The organism is Mycobacterium sp. (genome assembly GCF_049585075.1).
GTDB lineage: Bacteria > Actinomycetota > Actinomycetes > Mycobacteriales > Mycobacteriaceae > Mycobacterium.
The window spans coordinates 1-15,707 of sequence record NZ_JBAUZA010000365.1 but is presented as its reverse complement, the minus strand read 5'-3'; the positions used below and the strand labels follow the sequence as shown (position 1 = coordinate 15,707).

At 63.7% G+C, this 15,707-nt stretch carries 17 protein-coding genes, 1 tRNA gene and 1 pseudogene; 15 read left to right on the top strand and 4 right to left on the bottom strand.

Going from position 1 to position 15,707, the window contains the following annotated elements:
• Window positions 1–550 (top strand): annotated as a pseudogene (locus tag WB785_RS17170) (DNA primase); the annotation flags it as partial.
• Here the strand turns inward: WB785_RS17170 and WB785_RS17165 are convergent.
• On the bottom strand, window positions 547–792 hold the full coding sequence (locus WB785_RS17165; protein WP_424080511.1) for a hypothetical protein: 246 nt from the start codon (window positions 790–792) through the stop codon (window positions 547–549). The pseudogene WB785_RS17170 and the gene WB785_RS17165 sit on opposite strands and share 4 nt — an antisense overlap.
• A gap of 160 nt (window positions 793–952) precedes the next feature.
• On the opposite strand from WB785_RS17165, the gene WB785_RS17160 reads away from it, so the two are divergent.
• A tRNA-Asn gene (locus WB785_RS17160) sits at window positions 953–1,025 on the top strand.
• An 8-nt stretch (window positions 1,026–1,033) separates the two neighbouring features.
• Here the strand turns inward: WB785_RS17160 and WB785_RS17155 are convergent.
• Genes WB785_RS17155 through cysK form a run of 3 tightly spaced genes read right to left on the bottom strand, consistent with a single transcriptional unit; the run spans window position 1,034 to window position 3,105 of the window.
• A complete protein-coding gene (locus WB785_RS17155; RefSeq protein ID WP_424080508.1) occupies window positions 1,034–1,438 on the bottom strand; it encodes a DUF732 domain-containing protein in 405 nt (134 codons plus the stop codon).
• Window positions 1,439–1,483: 45 nt separating this feature from the next.
• Entirely contained in the window at window positions 1,484–2,170 is a 687-nt protein-coding gene (cysE, locus tag WB785_RS17150) for a serine O-acetyltransferase (RefSeq protein WP_424080507.1), read from the bottom strand.
• Window positions 2,171–2,172: 2 nt separating this feature from the next.
• Window positions 2,173–3,105, bottom strand: a complete 933-nt coding sequence (cysK, locus tag WB785_RS17145; RefSeq protein WP_424080506.1) for a cysteine synthase A — start codon at window positions 3,103–3,105, stop codon at window positions 2,173–2,175.
• Between the two features lie 454 nt (window positions 3,106–3,559).
• Here cysK and WB785_RS17140 point away from each other — a divergent pair, with 454 nt between their 5' ends.
• The 13 genes from WB785_RS17140 to WB785_RS17080 all read left to right on the top strand — a co-directional run.
• Entirely contained in the window at window positions 3,560–3,688 is a 129-nt protein-coding gene (locus tag WB785_RS17140; RefSeq protein ID WP_424080505.1) for a hypothetical protein, read from the top strand.
• Between the two features lie 13 nt (window positions 3,689–3,701).
• Entirely contained in the window at window positions 3,702–4,484 is a 783-nt protein-coding gene (locus tag WB785_RS17135; RefSeq protein ID WP_424080510.1) for an MlaE family ABC transporter permease, read from the top strand.
• Window positions 4,485–4,537: 53 nt separating this feature from the next.
• On the top strand, window positions 4,538–5,416 hold the full coding sequence (locus tag WB785_RS17130) for an ABC transporter permease (RefSeq protein ID WP_424080509.1): 879 nt from the start codon (window positions 4,538–4,540) through the stop codon (window positions 5,414–5,416).
• A gap of 5 nt (window positions 5,417–5,421) precedes the next feature.
• Complete coding sequence (locus WB785_RS17125; RefSeq protein ID WP_424080504.1) at window positions 5,422–6,762, top strand: MCE family protein; 1,341 nt, start codon at window positions 5,422–5,424, stop codon at window positions 6,760–6,762.
• Window positions 6,763–6,787: 25 nt separating this feature from the next.
• Window positions 6,788–7,816, top strand: a complete 1,029-nt coding sequence (locus tag WB785_RS17120) for an MCE family protein (protein WP_424080503.1) — start codon at window positions 6,788–6,790, stop codon at window positions 7,814–7,816.
• Window positions 7,813–9,195: an MCE family protein gene (locus WB785_RS17115; RefSeq protein ID WP_424080502.1), complete on the top strand. Its 1,383-nt coding sequence runs from the start codon at window positions 7,813–7,815 to the stop codon at window positions 9,193–9,195. The genes WB785_RS17120 and WB785_RS17115 overlap by 4 nt, the downstream gene beginning before the upstream one ends.
• Window positions 9,195–10,508, top strand: a complete 1,314-nt coding sequence (locus WB785_RS17110) for an MCE family protein (RefSeq protein ID WP_424080501.1) — start codon at window positions 9,195–9,197, stop codon at window positions 10,506–10,508. Before WB785_RS17115 ends, WB785_RS17110 begins: the two co-directional genes overlap by 1 nt.
• Complete coding sequence (locus WB785_RS17105; protein WP_424080500.1) at window positions 10,505–11,626, top strand: MCE family protein; 1,122 nt, start codon at window positions 10,505–10,507, stop codon at window positions 11,624–11,626. The genes WB785_RS17110 and WB785_RS17105 overlap by 4 nt, the downstream gene beginning before the upstream one ends.
• A 1-nt stretch (window position 11,627) precedes the next feature.
• On the top strand, window positions 11,628–13,133 hold the full coding sequence (locus WB785_RS17100) for an MCE family protein (protein WP_424080499.1): 1,506 nt from the start codon (window positions 11,628–11,630) through the stop codon (window positions 13,131–13,133).
• A complete protein-coding gene (locus tag WB785_RS17095; RefSeq protein WP_424080498.1) occupies window positions 13,100–13,678 on the top strand; it encodes a mammalian cell entry protein in 579 nt (192 codons plus the stop codon). Before WB785_RS17100 ends, WB785_RS17095 begins: the two co-directional genes overlap by 34 nt.
• A gap of 41 nt (window positions 13,679–13,719) precedes the next feature.
• Entirely contained in the window at window positions 13,720–14,316 is a 597-nt protein-coding gene (locus WB785_RS17090; protein ID WP_424080497.1) for a hypothetical protein, read from the top strand.
• A gap of 7 nt (window positions 14,317–14,323) precedes the next feature.
• Entirely contained in the window at window positions 14,324–15,226 is a 903-nt protein-coding gene (locus tag WB785_RS17085; protein ID WP_424080496.1) for an alpha/beta hydrolase-fold protein, read from the top strand.
• A 4-nt stretch (window positions 15,227–15,230) separates the two neighbouring features.
• The coding region (locus WB785_RS17080; RefSeq protein ID WP_424080495.1) for a CAP domain-containing protein at window positions 15,231–15,707 on the top strand (477 nt) is incomplete at its 3' end.

Below are 15,707 nucleotides of genomic sequence, written 5' to 3'. Positions count from 1 at the left end.
CCGTGGGGCCGGGCAGCTTTCGCCTAAGGCGGCGCCCGTTCCTGCCGTGCCTCGTCCCGATCCCAAAGACCCGACACTGTGGCCGCAGCGCGAGGCGCTCAAATCGGCGCTGCAGTACGCGGCGCTGGCCGGGCCGGTTTTCGATGCGCTCACCGTCGAAAGCTTCACCCACCCCGGTTACGCCGCGGTGTGCACGGCCATCGAAGCGGCCGGTGGCACCGCGGCCGGTATCAGCGGGGCGGAATGGCTGGATGCGGTGCGGCAGAAGGCGCCGTCGCCCGCGGCCGCCGGGTTGATCAGCGAGCTGAGTGTCGAAGCCATCCGGGTCGACGACGACGAGAAGCTGCCGCGCTACATTGCCGGAGTGCTGGCCCGCCTACAGGAGGTCTGGGTCGGCCGACAGATCGCGGAGGTCAAGTCGAAACTGCAGCGCATGTCACCGGTGGAGCAGGGCGATGAGTACCACGCGCTGTTCGGTGATCTGGTTGCGATGGAGGCCTATCGGCGCAGCCTGCTGCAGCAGGCCAGTGGCGACGACCTCACCGCCTAGGCACGCTTCGGTTTTGGCGGCTCGACGACGCTGGTCTCGTTGTCGATCTCGGTCAACGTCACCATCCGGGAGTCGGGCGACACTCGATTCGCGATCTTGCGCCGTCCGCCTTCGATGACTGACTTGGCGGCGGGGCTGCTGGTCAGGGCGCGGTAGGTGCCGACGATCTGCTCGTAGCGGCGCCGCCCGGCCTTGGCGCCCAACACGTAGCCCAGTCCGAGCACGACGACATACCGGATCAAAGCGGTCCCTCCAGACGACGTTGGTGCGCTTGTGTCCATCCTGCCCCATACCGGCGGGCAAGTGCTCTCCGGCGGGTGATTGATTCGGTTGGGCTGGGCAGCTTAGTAAGCTAGAGTCATCCCTCGATCCGCGCCCACCAGGCGTGCGGAAAAGGGGCAGTCCTCCGTAGCTCAATTGGCAGAGCATTCGGCTGTTAACCGAAGGGTTCCTGGTTCGAGTCCAGGCGGGGGAGCAGGAGTTTTAGTGATTCGGTTGGCCACCGAGACCGGGGATAAGCGGCTGGGTGGTGTGCACGCTCGACTTGCTCAGGTAATCCGGGCAGTACGTGCTCGAGGCGAGCGCCGCGAACTTCATCGCACCGCCGCCGTTCAGTCCGGGGTTGCGCATGGACAGCTCATCGACGACGTCCTTTTCCGATCGCCCCGAGATCATCATGTTGCAGGCCATTCGGCCGGCCGCGACGGCGTCGGGCCCGCTGCGATAGGTCATGCCCGCTTGGTTCAGCGTGTCGAGAAAGTGAGCGTCAGCAGCAGGATCATCGGGGACGGGGCCGGGGGGAGGGTCGCCCGGGTCGGCTAGCGCCGGTACGGCCAGGGCCAGGCCGACGGTGGTGGCGACGGTGGCGAGCATGAGAGGCAGTCGCATCGGTCCATCATCGTCCAGATCGGTGCGGTTGTCCTGTCGAGCTGCTCAGATAGAGAAGTCCTCGCCGTGCCAGACGCCGGCTTCCGGCGGCCGGATGACGCGGCCGGTCTGGGCATCGCCGTCGTTCTGGGTCTCCAGTTTGGCCACTCGGGTGAGCAACGACTGCAGGCTTACGCCCACTAGATCGGGCATCATCGAGTCGTCCGCGGTGCCCGGCCGGGCGCGGCTGATGATCTGTCCGGGAACCCCGATGACCACAGCGCTGGACGGCACTTCCTTGACGACGACGGCGTTGGCTCCGATGCGGCTGTCGTCGCCGATCTTGATCGCGCCGAGCACCTTGGCGCCGGCGCCGATAGTCACCCGGTCACCGATCGTCGGATGCCGTTTGCCGGTATCTCTGCCGCTGCCGCCTAGCGTGACGCCGTGATAGAGCATCACGTCCTCGCCCACTTCGGCTGTTTCCCCGATCACCACGCCAGTCGCGTGGTCGATGAATAGGCCGGGGCCCAGCGTCGCGCCGGGGTGGATGTCGACCCCGGTCAGAATGCGGGTGAGTTCGGCGAGCGTGCGTGCGGCCACCCTTGCGCCGCGTTTCCACAGCCAGTGGCTGATCCGATGACCCCAGATCGCGTGCACGCCCGGGTAGGCAAAGATCACCTCCAGCGTGCTGGGGGCGGCCGGATCGCGCTGCCTGGCTGCCGCTATGTCACGCCGAATCTCCGCGAGCATGGCTAATCCGTTACGTCGCCGAACAGCGGGGTGCTCAGGTACCGCTCGCCGAAGTCGGGGAGTACGACGACGATGAGCTTGCCGGCGTTCTCGGGGCGACGAGCCACCTGCAGCGCGGCCACCACCGCCGCACCCGACGAGACGCCGACCAGCAGCCCTTCCTCGCGGGCAAGGCGACGGGCCAGGTTGATTGAGTCGTCGTTACCGACGGTGATGACCTCGTCGACCAGATCCATGTCCAGCACCGGCGGGATGAACCCGGCGCCGATGCCCTGAATCGGGTGGGGCCCCTTCTTCCCGCCGGACAGCACTGGCGACGCAGCCGGTTCGACGGCCACGAACTGCACCGAGGGTTTGCGTTCCTTGATGACCTGAGCAACACCGGTCAGCGTGCCGCCGGTGCCCACCCCGGAGACGAAAAAGTCGATCTTGCCGTCAGTGTCGCGCCACACCTCTTCGGCTGTGGTCTTACGGTGGATCGCCGGGTTGGCCGGGTTCTCGAATTGCTGTGGGATGAAATACTTTTCATCGTTTTTGGCCAGTTCTTCGGCCTTGGCGATGGCACCCGGCATGCCCTCGGATCCGGGCGTGAGGACGAGCTCGGCGCCGAGAGCGTGCAGCAGCTTGCGCCGCTCGACGCTCATCGTCTCGGGCATCGTCAGCGTGATCCGATACCCGCGCGCCGCGGCCACCATTGCCAACGCGATGCCGGTGTTACCACTGGTCGGTTCGAGGATGATCGTGTCCGGCTTGATCAGGCCCGCTTCCTCGGCGGCGTCGATCAGGGCCACCCCGATGCGATCCTTGACGCTGTTGGCCGGGTTAAACGACTCCAGCTTTGCCACAACATCGGCGCCCGCGCCGTCGGTGACCCGGTTCAACCGGACCAGGGGCGTGCGCCCGATCAGTTGCGTGACGTCCTCGGCGATACTCACTTATCTCCGTCTCCAACGATGTCGGACCAGGGCTTGTCGGCCATCCAGCTAATCTCGAACTCTATGGCCATTTCGGTCGGAATAGCCAGCGCCACGGGGCTGAACCGGCGCGACGCACCCTCCAGCGCTATCGGGCGTCAGGAAATCAACAACAACAGCAACAACAGCGCACGATGAGGCAGCGCGACGGGACAAGGCGCAGCTGTGCGGGGTATTGCATAGTCCCACTATAGCCATCGTTACTTTTCAGCCATTCGGCCTAGCCTTGATATTCCGCTGGTCAGATTTCTTCTGGTTGATCCGAACCCTCGCGGCCAAAGCGTCGTATCCGTAAGTTTCCGGCGTGGTCTGTGTGCGCGCTCAAGTGGCGGCATCGATGACGCGCGGTCGCACGAGCCCATGCCTGCCGATAGCCGGGTGACCCAAGCTTTCCCCCGTTGGACAAAGGAGCGCGATGAGCCGTATCGACGATCGGCCGAGCGGGCAAACGTCGTTCACGACCGGCCTTGGCGTGATGATGCCGGTCCAACGGTATCCGGTGCTGGTGCATCAAGTGCTTCAGCAAACTTGGTGGGTGGGATAAGACCGTGTCAGCAATTCTGTCGCCGCCGACCGGGTCACGGGTCGCATGGTCCAAGCCCGCCACCGCGGTGGGCGATTTCGTTGTGCTGGCCGGCGAGACCTTCGCCGCCGCGTTTCGCCGACCCTTCGCCTGGCGTGAGCTGATCGACCAGATCTGGTTCGTGGCCAGGGTGTCGATCGTGCCAACAGTCGTGTTGTCGATCCCCTACACGGTGCTGATCGTGTTCACGCTGAACATCGTGCTGATCGAGGTTGGTGCCGGCGACCTGTCCGGTGCGGGCGCCGCGCTCGCCTCGATCACACAAGTGGGTCCCGTCGTCACAGCGATCGTTGTTTCCGGTGCGGCAGCAACCGCGATGTGCGCCGACCTGGGTGCCCGGACGATTCGCGAGGAGATCGACGCGATGAAGGTCATCGGCGTAAACCCCGTCCAGGCCCTGGTGGTGCCGCGGGTGATCGCCGCGACATTCGTTGCACTGATGCTCTATTCGGTGGTCGCGGTCGTTGGCCTGTCGGGCAGTTACTTTTTCGTGGTGTTCGTCCAGCACGTCACCCCGGGTGCATTCGTGTTCGGTATGACGTTGCTTACCGGCCTGCCGCAGGTGATCGTGTCTCTGGTCAAGGCAATGCTTTTCGGCCTTTCGGCCGGTCTGATCGCCTGCTACAAAGGGCTTTCCGTCGGTGGAGGACCGACTGCGGTCGGCAACGCGGTCAACGAGACGGTGGTCTTCGCGTTCATGGCCTTGTTTCTGATCAATATTTTGGCCACCGCGTTCGGCGTGAAGGTGTCGCCGTGACGCGCGCCGCGCCCCGGCGACAATTCGCCAAGTCCGAGCAGGGCAGCCCGAGCATGCGCAAGTTCGCGTCCAGGACGGGCAACAGGGCAGAGCCTGACCTGGAGCCATCGCGTTTCGGCCGGACTTTCGACAGGCTGATCGACAGCATCCGCGCGGTCGGTGAGCAGACCGCGTTCTACGGCAATGCGTTAGGAGCCACCGTCGACGCTGTCCGGCGTTATCCCGGGGAAGTGCTGCGACTGATCGCCGTAATGGGAATGGGCACAGGCGCGTTGGCGGTCATCGGCGGCACGGTGGTCATCGTCGGATTCCTCACCCTGACCACCGGCGCTTTGATCGCAGTGCAGGGCTACAACACGTTGTCGAACGTCGGGATCGAAGCTCTCACCGGTTTTCTCGGTGCGTTTTTGAACGTCCGCTTTATCGCGCCGGCCACCGCCGGTGTGGCGCTGGCCGCCACCATCGGCGCCGGGGCCACGGCGCAACTGGGTGCCATGCGCATCAACGAAGAGATCGACGCGTTGGAGGCGATGGCCATTCGGCCGATCACCTATTTGGCGTCGACCCGCATCGTGGCGGGAGTGCTTGCGGTCATTCCGATCTACACCGTCGCCGTCTTGATGTCGTTCCTGGCGACTCGGTTTGGCACGACGATCATCTACGGGCAGTCGCGCGGCGTCTACGACCACTACTTCTCGTCTTTCCTGCACCCGACGGATTTGTTGTGGTCGTTCACCGAGGCGCTGGCGATGGCGGCCGCCGTGATGGCGGTGCACACCTACTACGGCTACACGGCCACCGGCGGGCCTGCCGGGGTCGGCGAGGCGGTCGGCCGTGCGGTTCGCACCTCGATCACCGCCGGGGTTTTCATCCTGTTGACCATCACGCTGTCGGTATACGGGCAGTCCGGAAACTTCCATCTGTCGGGGTGACGGCGATGAGTAATTCGCCCCGGCGGGGGGGTATTGATCCAATCTGGTGGGCACCGGTGCTGCTTGTGGTGGTCGTGGCGTTGAGCGCGCTGACCGCAATGACGTTCTCCGGGACGTTACGGGCAACCATTCCGCTCACTGTGATTTCGGACCGAGCCGGTCTGGTCATGGAAGACGGCGCAAAGGTAAAGTTGCGCGGTGTTCAGATCGGCGAAGTCGCGTCGGTAGACGCCTATGCCGATTCGGCCGGTACGAACCTTTCGAAGTTGCGACTGACGATCGCTCCGAAAGATTTCAAGTACCTGCCGAGCAACATCGAGGCGGAGATCAAGTCCAGCACCGCTTTCGGCGCCAAATACGTCGATCTCGTCGTTCCGTCCAGCGGCGCCAACCCTCGACCGTTGGCAGCGGGTGCCGTGTTGCACAGTCGCAATGTGACCGTCGAGGTCAACACCGTGTTCCAGAACCTGCAGGCGATCGTTCACGCCATCGACCCAGCGAAGCTGAACGGAGTGCTCTCGGCGGTCGCGGAAGGAGTGCGCGGCAAGGGTGATCGCATTGGGCAGGCGATCACCGAAGGCAATCAAGCGCTGCTGACCGTGAACCCGAGAATGCCCACCATTCGGCAGGACTGGCAGCTCTTCGGTCAAACCACGCAGGCGTATTCTCATGCGGCACAGGATATTCTGTCGCTGCTGGATTCGTTCTCGACCACTAGCGTGACAATCAAGCAAAACGCGAAGGCGCTCGACGAGTTGCTTTTGGCGTCGATCGGTTTTGCCCAAACAGGTATCAACACGCTCGGCCCGAATCAGCAGAATTTCATCGGCGCGATGAACCTCCTCGTGCCGACCACCGACCTGCTCGAGCATTACTCGCCCACCTACACCTGCTTGTTCCAAGGCGCCCAGTGGTTCCTGGACCATGGCGGTAAAAGTGCGTTGGGCGGCAACGGCAAATCCGTCATCATGGATGCGGCGCTGCTCTTCGGCGACGACCCATACCGCTACCCCGACAACCTGCCCGTCGTCAATGCGCACGGCGGTCCGGGTGGCAGGCCGAGTTGTGGCTCGCTGCCAGACGTGAGCAAAAACTTCCCGGTGAAGTACTTGGTCACCGACACCGGCTTCGGAACCGGCCTTGATATTCGGCCCAACCCCGGCATCGGCTTCCCCGGCTACAACAACTACTTCCCGGTCACCAAGGGAACGCCCGAACCGCCGAGAATCCGTTACCCTGGCGCTCCGGCGCCCGGCCCGTGGCCGGCCTACCCGGGGCAACCCCCTTATGGTGCACCGGATTACCTGCCGCCGGGAGCGCCCCCGCCACTCCCACCTTCACCCTGACGCCCGACGAGAGAAAGGAGAAGCCATGAGAACCAGCACCGTTCGCGCCACGATGCGGGTGGTGCTGTTCACCGTCTTCAGCCTTATCTTCACGTTCATCCTGGTAACGGTGTTTGGGCAGTTCAGGTTTGAGCCACGGGTCGCCTACAGCGCGGTGTTCTCGAACGTGTCGGGCCTCAAAGGGGGAAACTTCGTCCGGATTGCCGGCGTCGAAGTGGGGAAGGTCAATCATCTGGCGCTGAACAAGGACGGGACCGTAACCGTCGACTTCGGCATCGACAGGGGACTGACGCTCACTCACGGCACCAAGGCCGCGGTGCGCTACGAGAATCTCATCGGCGATCGTTACCTGTCGCTTGAAGACGGGCCCGGTTCGACGCGAAAGCTGGAGCCCGGCCAGAGAATTCCGTTGGCCAGGACGTCTCCCGCGCTTGACGTCGACGCGCTGATCGGTGGATTCCGGCCGCTGTTTCGTGCGTTGGACCCCGATCAGGTCAACGCGCTGTCCGGCCAACTGCTGAGGGTGTTTCAGGGTCAGGGAGCCACCATGTCGTCGGTGCTGGCCCAGACCTCTGCGCTGACCACCACGCTGGCCGACCGGGACAAGCTGATCGGCGAGGTGATCACCAACTTGAACACGGTGCTGCACACCTTCGCCACCCACGACGGTCAATTCGCCGAGGGATTGGACAAGCTCTCCAAACTCGTTGAGGCGCTTTCCGACCGCAGGACCGAGATCACCAAAGGGGTGGCCTACATCAATGCCGCGGCCGGATCGGTCGCCGATCTGCTGACGACCGCCCGCCAACCGATCAAGGACACCGTGATGCAAACGGATCGGGTCTCCGGGCAGATCGAAGCCGATCACGACTACGTCGACGATCTGGTCAAGACGCTTCCCGACGCCTATCAGGTGCTGGCCCGCAACGGGCTTTACGGCGACTACTTCGGGTTCTACCTCTGTGACGCGATTCTGAAGGTCAACGGAAAGAATGGTCAGCCCGTGTTCGTCAAGCTGGTGAGCCAGACGACGGGACGGTGCTTACCCAAATGAACCTGAGAGCAGCTACGCTGCGGATCCAGTGGGCCAAGCTGAGACGCCCCAACATCAAGCCGCTGGCTGAACGCAACCGGATCACGGTCGGTGCGGTGGGCATAGTGATCGTGGTCGCCCTGGTGGTTGCCGTCTTCTCCTACAACAAGATCCCCTTCGTCAACGGCAAATCCACCTACTCCGCGTACTTCACCGAGGCCGGGGGCATCAAATCGGGCAGTGACGTACGGGTGTCAGGCCTTTCGGTCGGTCGGGTCTCCAGCGTCAAACTGGACGGGACGAAGGTGCTGGTCAGGTTCACCGTGGACGACAATGTCGCGCTGGGCGACCGGACCGAGGCGTCGATCAAGACCGAGACCGTGCTTGGGACGAAAATGCTAGAGATAACGCCCCGGGGGGACGGCAACCTCAGCGGCACCATCCCGGTCGATCGGACCCACTCTCCTTACGACCTTCCCACTGCGCTGGGCGATTTGACGAGCACGATCAGCGCTTTGGACACCGCGAAGCTGTCCTCGGCGCTCACCACGTTGGCGGATACCTTCAAGGACACGCCGCCCGACCTGAAGGTTGCGCTGGAGGGCGTGGCCCGGTTCTCTGACGTCCTCGACAGCCGAGATGCGCAGCTGCGCAATCTGCTGGCCGACGCCAACAAGGTCACCGCCGTGCTGGGCAAGCGCAGCGATCAGATCGCCAAGCTCGTCGTCAACGCGAACGCGCTGCTGGCCGAGCTTCTGACGCAACGCAATTCCGTCGACGCGTTGATGACCAACCTCACCGCCGCATCGCGGCAGATATCCGGTCTCGTCACCGACAACCGGACGCAGCTCAAGCCCGCGCTCGACAAGCTCAACGGGGTGCTGGGAATCCTGGACAACCGCAAGCAAGAGTTACAGCGCACGTTGTCTCTGCTTCGGCGATACGCGATGTCGTTCGGCGAGGTGCTGGGATCGGGTCCGTTCTTCAAGGCGTCTTTGGTGAACCTGGCGCCGGGCCAATTCGTTCAGCCGTTCATCGACGCCGCGTTCTCGGATCTGGGGCTTGATCCCAATGTGTTGTTGCCGTCGCAGCTCGTCGATCCGGGGGAGGGCCAGCCCGGCCTCCCGCCGCTGCCGTTGCCCTATCCGCGTACCGGACAAGGCGGCGAGCCCAAACGCACGCTGCCCGACGCGATCACGGGCAACCCGGACGAGCAGTCGTGCGGGCCGCTCGGCGTGCCACTTCCCGGCCCGCGGTGCTATCCCTACCGACAGCCCGCGCCTGCTCCGCCGCCCGGCGGACCGCCACCGGGGCCGCCCGCCAGTCCAACACCGGCACCTAAGCCGACGCCGGTGTATGTGCCTGCACCCAACGAAGTGCCTGCCGGCGGGGGACGATGATGCTGAAGCGCAGACGCGTCGTGCAGATCGCGACCGGCATCAGCTTGGTTGTGACCCTTTTCGTCGGGATCAGCATGGTGGTCGCGCCGTGGTGGAAGACCGTCAACAGAAACACTTATACGGCCTATTTCGCCAACACCAACGGTCTCTACACGGGCGATGAAGTGCGAATCCTCGGCGTCGCCGTGGGGACCGTCGAGCAGATCGACCCGCAGCCCAACGCGGCCAAGGTCACCTTCACGGTCGACTCGCAGTACTCGGTGCCGGCCGACGCGCGGGCGGCCGTCTTATCGCCTTCGCTGGTGACTGCGCGTGCGATTCAGCTCGTTCCGGCTTACTCCGGCGGTCCGAAACTACAAGACGGTGCCAGCATTCCCGAGGATCGCACTGCGGTTCCGGTGGAGTGGGACGATCTGCGCAAGGAATTGGAGAAGCTGACCGACTCGTTACAGCCCAAGACTCCTGGCGGTCCCAGCGCTCTCGGTGAGTTCATCAATACCTCGGCGGCCAACCTGCGGGGCGAGGGCGACACTGCGCGAGACACGATCATCAAACTGTCGCAGGCGGTTTCGGCGCTGGGCGATCACAGCACTGACATCTTCAGCACAGTGCGCAACCTCCAGTTGCTGGTGTCGGCGCTGTCGTCCAGCAGTGATCTGTTGGCCGCGTTCAACAGGAATCTGGCCAACGTCACCACGGTGTTGTCCAATACGCCCAACGAGTGGGCTCAGGCGGCGCAGGGCTTGGACGCTGCGGTGAACGATCTGCGCGGCTTCGTTGCCGACAATCGGGAGGCGCTCGGCACCACCGTCGATGACCTCGCCGCGATCACCACGGCGATGAACGACAGCCGTGGCGACATCAAGCAGACGCTGCACGTAGTGCCGACGGTCTTCCAGAACTTCATGAACATCTATCAACCGGCGCAAAGCGCGGTTACCGGCATCCTGGCGCCGGTGAACTTTGCCGATACTGTTCAATTCCTCTGCGGTGCAATTGAGTCCGCTGCGCGCGTCGGGGCCAAGCAATCAGCCAAGCTGTGCGAACAGTACCTGTCACCGATCATCAAAAACCGGCAGTACAACTTTCCGCCGATCGGCATCAACCCGTTCGTGGGAGCATCGGCGCGCCCCAATGAGCTCACGTACAGCGAAGACAGGCTCAACCCGCACCTACCCCCACCACCGGCCGCCCCCGCGCCGGTAAATAACACCAGCGGCCTGCCCGGCGCACCCAGCACGCGGTCCGCCGACCCCAGCCAAGGGCTGCAGGGCCTGATGTTGCCGCCTGCCCCGCCAGGCGGTGGCCCATGACGCGGCGCATAGTGGCCGCGGTGCTTCTTTCCTGCTTGTGGGCGGTCACGGGATGTGAGTGGCGGGGCCTTAATTCGCTGAGCCTGCCCGGAACCGAAGGCAACAGCAAGGGCGCCTACACCATTGCGGCGCAGTTACCAGACGTGGTGGTTATCCAACCCAACACCCGGGTACGTGTCGCCGACGTCAACGTCGGCAATGTCACCAAGATCGAGGTACAGGACTGGCACGCCCTGGTGACCATGCGGATCAACGGCGACGTGCACCTGCCGGCGAACAGCACCGCCAAAGTGGGGCAGACCAGCCTCTTAGGATCCATGCACATCGAGCTGGCGCCGCCGACCGACGAGGCGCCGACGGGCGAACTCAAAAATGGTTCGCTGATTCCGCTTTCGCGGGCCAGCACCTACCCGACCACCGAGCAGACGCTTGCGTCCGTCGCGATTCTGCTCAACGGCGGCGGCCTCAGCCATGTTCAGGAAATCACCCAAGCGTTCGCGACGGCGATGGCGGGCCGCGAGAAGGACCTGCGCAGTCTGCTGAAGCAGTTAGACATCTTCGTTGCACAGCTGCACACGCAGACCGACGACATCATCACGGCCACTGAGAGTCTCAACTCGCTGGCCGGACAGGTAGCAGCCAAGGATCAGGTCGTCGACAAGGCGCTCACCACGATCCCGCAGGCGCTGGCCGTGCTGTCGGATTCGCGAAACAAAATCACCGACGCGATCGATGCACTCGGGAAATTCAGCGCGATTACCGCCTCGACGATCAACCAGACCAAAGAATCGTTCACCAAGAACTTCCGCAACCTCGCACCGGCGCTGCGCGAACTGGCCAACGCCGGGCCAGCCCTGACCCGGGGTCTGGACTTCCTGTCGACCTACCCATGGGTGAAGAGCACGGTTCCCAACTGGTTTCGCGGTGACTTCGCCAACATCACCCTCGTCATCGATCTGACATTGAGCCGGATCGACAGCGGTATCTTCACGGGAACCAGATGGGAAGGCAACCTCACCGAACTCGAACTGCAATGGGGTCGCACCATCGGGCAGATGCCAAGCCCCTACACCGCCGCCAATCCGCTGATCGCGCCCTACCACTTCGGGGGGTACTAGCATGGCGCGTTCGAGCACGCTGCGGTTGTCCCGTCGACTGTGGACACAGTTGGCGATCCTTGCGTCGATCACGGTGATTGCCGTGGGCGTAATGGCATTCGGTTTCGTCAAAGTGCCCGCACTGTTGGGAGTTGGGCGATACCAGGTCACGGTCGATCTTCCCGCGTCCGGCGGTCTGTACCCGACGTCGGTAGTGAACTACCGCGGCAGCGAAGTCGGCATCGTGAAGTCGGTTGACGTCACGCGTGACGGCGTTCGTGCCATTCTCTCACTCAAGTCGGGCATCGCGATTCCGTCGAACGTGACGGCCGCGGTGCATAGCCGCTCGGCGGTGGGCGAGCAGTTCATCGAGCTGACCCCGCACTCGGGCACAGCGCAAAACACCGGGCCGAAGCTGCGCGACGGCGCTGTGATCCCAGTCGGTAGAACCCAGATCCCCGTCGATATCGGATCGCTGCTCGACACCACCAACAAAGCGCTGCAGGCGATCCCGCAGGACAATTTGCACACCGTCGTCGATGAAGCCTCCAAGGCCGTGGCCGGCCTGGGACCGGAACTATCACGTCTCGTCGACGGCGGAACGGCGCTGGCGATCGACTCCGGTAAGACCAAAGATCAATTCGCCAAATTGATCGACCAGTTCCCATCCGTCGCCAACTCCCAAGTGCGGACCTCGGATTCGATCGCGACCTGGGCCCGGCACCTGAATTCCATCACCAGTCAGCTCAAGGCGCAGGACACCGCTTTCGCGGATCTGCTCAGGGTCGGCGGCCCGGCGCTGGATGAAGGCACCGCGCTATTCGACCGGATTACGCCCACCTTGCCGGTGCTGCTGGCCAATCTGGTGAGCCTGGGCAAGATCGCGGTGGACTACCACAACGATCTCGAGCAGCTGTTGGTGCTCTTCCCGCAGGGAACGGCCGTGATGGCGGCGATCGCTGAGCCGGACTCCGACAGCAAGCAGGACTACAAGGGCATCTATCTCGATTTCAACCTGAACCTCAACCTGCCGCCACCATGCAACACCGGATTCCTGCCGGTTCAGCAGCAGCGAATTCCGTCCCGCCAGGATTACCCTGACCGGCCGGCCGGCGAGTTGTATTGCCGCGTCCCGCAGGATTCCGCGCTGAACGTCCGGGGTGTGCGCAACACCCCTTGCGAGACCAAGCCCGGCAAGCGTGCCCCGACGGCCGAAATGTGCGAGAGCGACGAGCAATACGTGCCGCTCAACGATGGCTACAACTGGAAGGGCGACCCCAACGCAACGCTCAGCGGTCAAAATGTGCCGCAATATCCGCCGGGCAAGAATCCCCGGAGCTTGCCCGCGCCAGTAAAGCCTGCGCCGCCAGGCGCGCCGACACCCCCACCACCGGTAGCTGTCATTCCCTACGATCCAGCCACCGGCAGCTATGTGGCCCCCGACGGCCGCACTTACACCCAGTCCGACCTGGCCGACGGCACGAAAGGCAAAACATGGCAGAGCATGCTGATACCGCCGGGCCAGTAGACGAACCGGCAGAGGATTGTGACGCCGCCGCGAGCGCTAAAACGCCTGCGCGGTGGAGGTTTTCCGACACCCGGGCCTTGATCGCAGCGGGACTTGTCGTGATCGCGGCACTGGCCGGTGTGGGCGGCTGGCTCGGATATCGGGTCTACCAGGACCGCGAGGCGCAAGCGCAGCGCAATCTGTACGTGCAAGTCGCGCGTCAGACCGCGGTCAACCTCACCACGATCGACTACACGGAAGTCGATGCCGACATCAAGAGGATCCTGGAATCGGCGACGGGCAACTTTTTCGACGACTTCCAAAAGCGATCGCAGCCGTTCGTCGACGTCGTCAAGAAGCTGCAATCGAAGTCGGAGGGCACCGTATCCGAGGCGGCACTGTTGTCCGAGACGAAAGATCAGGCCCAAGTTTTGGTTGCGGTATCGGTGAAGACGACGGTTGCCGCAGCCCCACCAGAACAAGAACCGCGGAGATGGCGGATGCGCATACATGTTCAGCAAACCGGCGATGGCGCAAAAGTGTCGAATGTCGACTTCGTCCCGTGAGCAGCCGGACAGCCGTGACAGCACAGGAGGGAGACGCCGCAATGGACGTTGATTCCGTCGACGAGATCGACGAACGGATCGACGACGAGGCTGAGGCGGCCGACGAGGCAGATCTTTTCGACGTGGAAGAACCGCCGGCCGAACGAGGTTCGCATTTCTCGTGGACGCGCATCGTGGCTACCGGCGTGCTGCCAGCGGTGGCGTTGTTGCTCGCCCTAGGAGACGGCTACCTGAAGTGGCTCGACGGTTCGGAGCACGCGTCGCGGACGGCGGCTGAGGCGTCGGTCAAGGCCGCCACCGACAGCACCATCGCGATCCTGTCGTATCACCCTGACACCGTGGAACGGGACCTGACCGGATCAGCTGGCCGCCTCACCGGCGGCTTCCGCCAGCAGTACACACAGCTCGTCACCGACGTCGTTGCCCCCGGCGCCAAGCAGCAGCACATTTCGGCCGTCGCGACTGTGCCGGCGGCGGCTTCGGTATCGGCGACCGAAAACCACGCAGTGGTATTGGTTTTCATCAACCAGACCACCACTGTCGGCAACGATGCACCCACCCAAACCACCTCCAGCGTGCGCATAACTCTGGAAAGGGTCCATGATCGATGGCTCATCTCGCAGTTCGATCCGGTGTGAGGCGAATATGAAAACCCAATCGAAGTCCCTCCGAGTGCTCGGGGCCGTCGTGCTCGCGGCCGGATTATGGTGCGCCACAGCGACGTCCGATTCGACCGCAAGAAGCGCAGCGGCCAACTTCGAGAGCCTGATGGTGCCGTCGGCTGCGATGGGCCGTGATATCCCGGTTGCGTTCCTGGCCGGTGGCCCGCACGCCATCTATCTGCTCGATGCGTTCAATGCGGGCCCCGACGTCAGCAACTGGGTCACGGCGGGCAACGCGATGAACACGCTTGGCGGTAGGGGGGTTTCGGTGGTAGCACCTGCCGGCGGCGCCTACACCATGTACACCGACTGGGAGCGAGACGGCAGCAGGCAATGGGACACATTTCTGTCTCACGAGCTACCTGACTGGCTAGCCGCCAATAAGGGGCTGGCCCCCGGCGGCCACGGCATCGTCGGTGCCTCGCAAGGCGGCTACGCCGCGGCGGCGCTGGCAACATTCCATCCCGACCGATTCCGTTACGCCGCATCGCTGTCGGGATTCCTGGCGCCCGAACGCACCGGCGTAGACGGCACGATCACCGCGGGCCTGAAGCAAGGCGGTGTCGACAGCGACAACATGTGGGGGGCACCTCAGCTGGGCCGGTGGAAGTGGCATTCGCCGAACCAGAACATCCAGCAACTGGTAGACAACAACATTCGGCTCTGGATCTACAGTCCGGGAAGCGGAGCGCCCAGCGACATGGCCGCAATGGTCGGCTATCCGGATATCGCGCAAGGGACCAACGCAACCTTCTACTCCCACTACGCAGACGCTGGCGGCCACAACGGCCACTTCGATTTGGGCCGCGGCGGAGGCAACGACTGGGGGACATGGAGCCAACAGCTGGCTGCCATGTCCGCTGACCTCGCAGCGAATGTCCGCTAGTGCCATGACCGCGCGGGCTACGAGTCGTCGTCTTGCATGGACCCTGTCGATACCGTTGGCTGTCCTCGCCGCCCCGGCGGCGACGGCGGACAACTCACGGCTCAACAACGGCGTCGTCGTCAACGTCGACACCGTCAAGAAACACGCCGGCTGCAGCACTGACTTACATATCAACCCGCAGCTGCAGGCGGCGGCGCAGCGGCACACGATCGATGTGCTCAACAATCGTGCCCTCGACGGTGACATCGGCTCGGACGGATCGACGGTGCAAGACCGGTCCCGGGATGCGGGCTATCGCGGCCCGGTCGCCGAGACGGTTGCTATCAACCAATCGCTGACCATCAATGACCTTGACATCATGGGCAATTGGTTCAACCGCCCCGACTACTACGCGATCATGTCGAACTGCGCCAACACTCAAATCGGGGTGTGGTCGGACAACAGCTTCGATCGCAGTGTCGTGGTCGCGGTGTACGGGCAG